Annotated in this window: 2 protein-coding genes; both read left to right on the forward strand. The window is 67.1% G+C overall.

Annotated elements, in window-relative coordinates; genetic code table 11:
- Positions 1-25: 25 nt before the first annotated feature.
- Complete coding sequence (locus GY812_17640; protein MCP4437304.1) at positions 26-574, forward strand: hypothetical protein; 549 nt, start codon at positions 26-28, stop codon at positions 572-574.
- 242 nt (positions 575-816) lie between these two features.
- Entirely contained in the window at positions 817-2,313 is a 1,497-nt protein-coding gene (locus GY812_17645) for a hypothetical protein (protein MCP4437305.1), read from the forward strand.
- Positions 2,314-2,451 lie beyond the last annotated feature (138 nt).

Raw genomic sequence — 2,451 nt, forward strand, 5'->3', positions numbered from 1 at the left:
CTCCGCCTCCGTGCAGGACGACTGGATGACGTTCAACTGGGGCGGCGGTGCAGCTGTCTCAGCCTTCCCTCGGGGCTTCGCGCCGCCGACGGAAATGAAGGGCAACGGCAGCACGTATCGTACGGCCAGTGGTGAGCTCGTCCCGGACGAGGGCAGCTTGCAGCTCAAGGCGGAGGACGAGTACGGAGTGCTACGAGCGCTCAAGGGACGCGTGACGAACGTGCACAAGCCGTTGATCTCGGTGGGGCAGGCAGCAGGAGCTGGACAGTGTTCATTCCTAGGCCGCAATGGCGGCTGGATATTCCACGAGAAGAGCCCAATCGGCAAGCGCGTGGTAGGCATGCTCGAGAAGGAGGCGAAGGCGGCGAAGCACCAGATGCTGCCGGTCTATCGCGAGCAGGGCGTCTACAACTTCTACCTCAAGAAGGGCCAACATGGCTCGGTTGCTCCTCTCGAGGAGGGATTTTCGGCGAAGTCGAAGTCCGAGCTGGTGGAGCTACTCAGCGGCAAGTCGAAGGAGGAGCTGCTGGAGATCCTCGAGAGGACAGTCCCCAGGAGGCAGCCCTCGGCGTAAGTCCACTGGAAGACTCAATACCGCAGTCCCCTTCGGCATCGGCTGCAGGGGCGGCAGCGGCGGGGTCGGGACCTTCCGACATGAGACCGCCGGGTTTTCAGCCAGCGGCAGCTGCCGCGGCCGACGTTTTGCCAGCTGCTCCTGATGGACAGCAGGCCGACGAGGGCGAGGAGGAGGCTCGCCCGAGGGTGCTGAAGGCACCTCATGAGCCCTCTCAGAGGGAGATCGCCGAGCACGAGGCGATGGGACACGCGACTTACCGCAGCTGGTGTCGCGTGTGCATTGCGGCAAAGGGCCAAGGCCAGCCGCATCTTCGCGCACCGGAGGACGACGAGACAGCGGTGCCGGTGGTCTCGTCCGACTACGCCTTCATGGGCCAGGACGACGCGGACACCATGCCGATGCTGGTCCTTAGGGATCGGCGCTCGAAGATGATGGCGGCGACATTCGTGGAGAAGAAGGGCGACGACGCCTACGCCATCAAGTTCTTCGCACGCTTCTTACGGATCCTGGGCTACAGGAAGATCGTCAACAAGTCCGACGGCGAGCCAGCGATCCTGCTGGTCAAGAGGCGTGCGGTGGAGGAGGTTCCTGGCCTCGAGGCCATTCCCCAGGAGTCGGCACCAGCCGATCATCAGGCCAATGGGGAGATCGAGGTCGCGGTGCGCGAGATCAAGAAGCAGGTGCGGGCGCTCAAGATGGACCTGGAGTCCAAGCTGGGCGTCAAGGTGGAGGACAAGCACCCGGTGCTAGCGCACCTGCCGGAGCACGCCGCATCGGTAATCAACCGATACCGGCGCGGCCAGGACGGCAAGACCGCTCTTCAGCGGCTCACGGGACGGCAGTGGAGGAAGCCGGTCCCGCTCTTCGGTGAGCGCCTGATGGTGCGGTTCGCCGGGGAGCGCACGAGGAAGAACGCGCTGGAGGAGCAGATGGTGGAGGCTCGCTACATCGGCCACCACCCGCGCGACGGCTCGATGATGGTCATCACGAGCGACGGCGTGAAGAAGGCGGTCGGCTTTCGCAGCCTGCCGCAGAGCGAGAAGTGGATCACGGCGGGCTGGGATGGCCTGAAGGGCCTGCCGTGGGACGTGGCTCCGCGTGCGGCAAGCGCGCCGCGGGCCATCGTCGGACCTGGAGAGGTCGGTCCGCCACCAATCGTGGTGGTGGCGCCGCAGCCGCAGGCGCCGAGGAGGATGTACGTCCTCAAGGCGGACATCGAGCGGCTGGGCGCAACGCCGGGATGCCCAGGGTGCATCTCGATCGCTCGGCACGGCCGGGTGCTGGCTGGCCACGCGCACAACGCGGTGTGCAGCAAGAGGATCTTCGAAGCGCTGGACGCGGAGGAGGCAGGCCGGGAGAGGACCGGCCAGTATCGAGAGCGGAGGCAGGGCCAAGAGGCCAGAGTCCGCCCAGCGGCAGCGGCCGCGGCAGGGACCCCTCCGCCGAAGACGGCTCGGAGGATCACCGAGCCGGTGGCAGCGGCGGCGTCGGCGCCGGCCGCGAGCCGATCGGCAGCAGCGCCAGCCGCAGCGGCGCGCATGCGAGAGAGCCAGCCGGTAGCATCAGGCTCCGGCGTGGCGGCTCCTTCAGGAGGAGCGAGCTCCAGTTCGGGAGCAGTGCGAGCGGCAGAGACCGCCGAGGATGTCGACATGACCGCGACCAGGTCGCGGCTGAAGCGCTTGGCGGAGGTGGCCCCGGATGACGTGCCGGAGGCCCTCGAGCGCGGTGATCCATAGCCGGCAGACGTGCCGGTACCGGTGGACATGGAGGATCTCGCGGCGCAGCCGGCGCCAGCGGAAGGACCTCAGCTGCCAGCTGGAGTGGCAGTCGTGTGGAACGCCAGTGAGGGGAGACACATGCGGGTGCTCGCTCTC

The organism is Actinomycetes bacterium, from assembly GCA_024222295.1.
GTDB lineage: Bacteria > Actinomycetota > Acidimicrobiia > Acidimicrobiales > Microtrichaceae > JAAEPF01.

What these genes read in the sequence shown, in the direction of transcription:
- GY812_17640 (MCP4437304.1), top strand. Translation starts at nt 26, where the DNA reads ATGACGTTCAACTGGGGCGGCGGTGCAGCTGTCTCAGCCTTCCCTCGG.
- GY812_17645 (MCP4437305.1), top strand. Translation starts at nt 817, where the DNA reads ATGGGACACGCGACTTACCGCAGCTGGTGTCGCGTGTGCATTGCGGCA.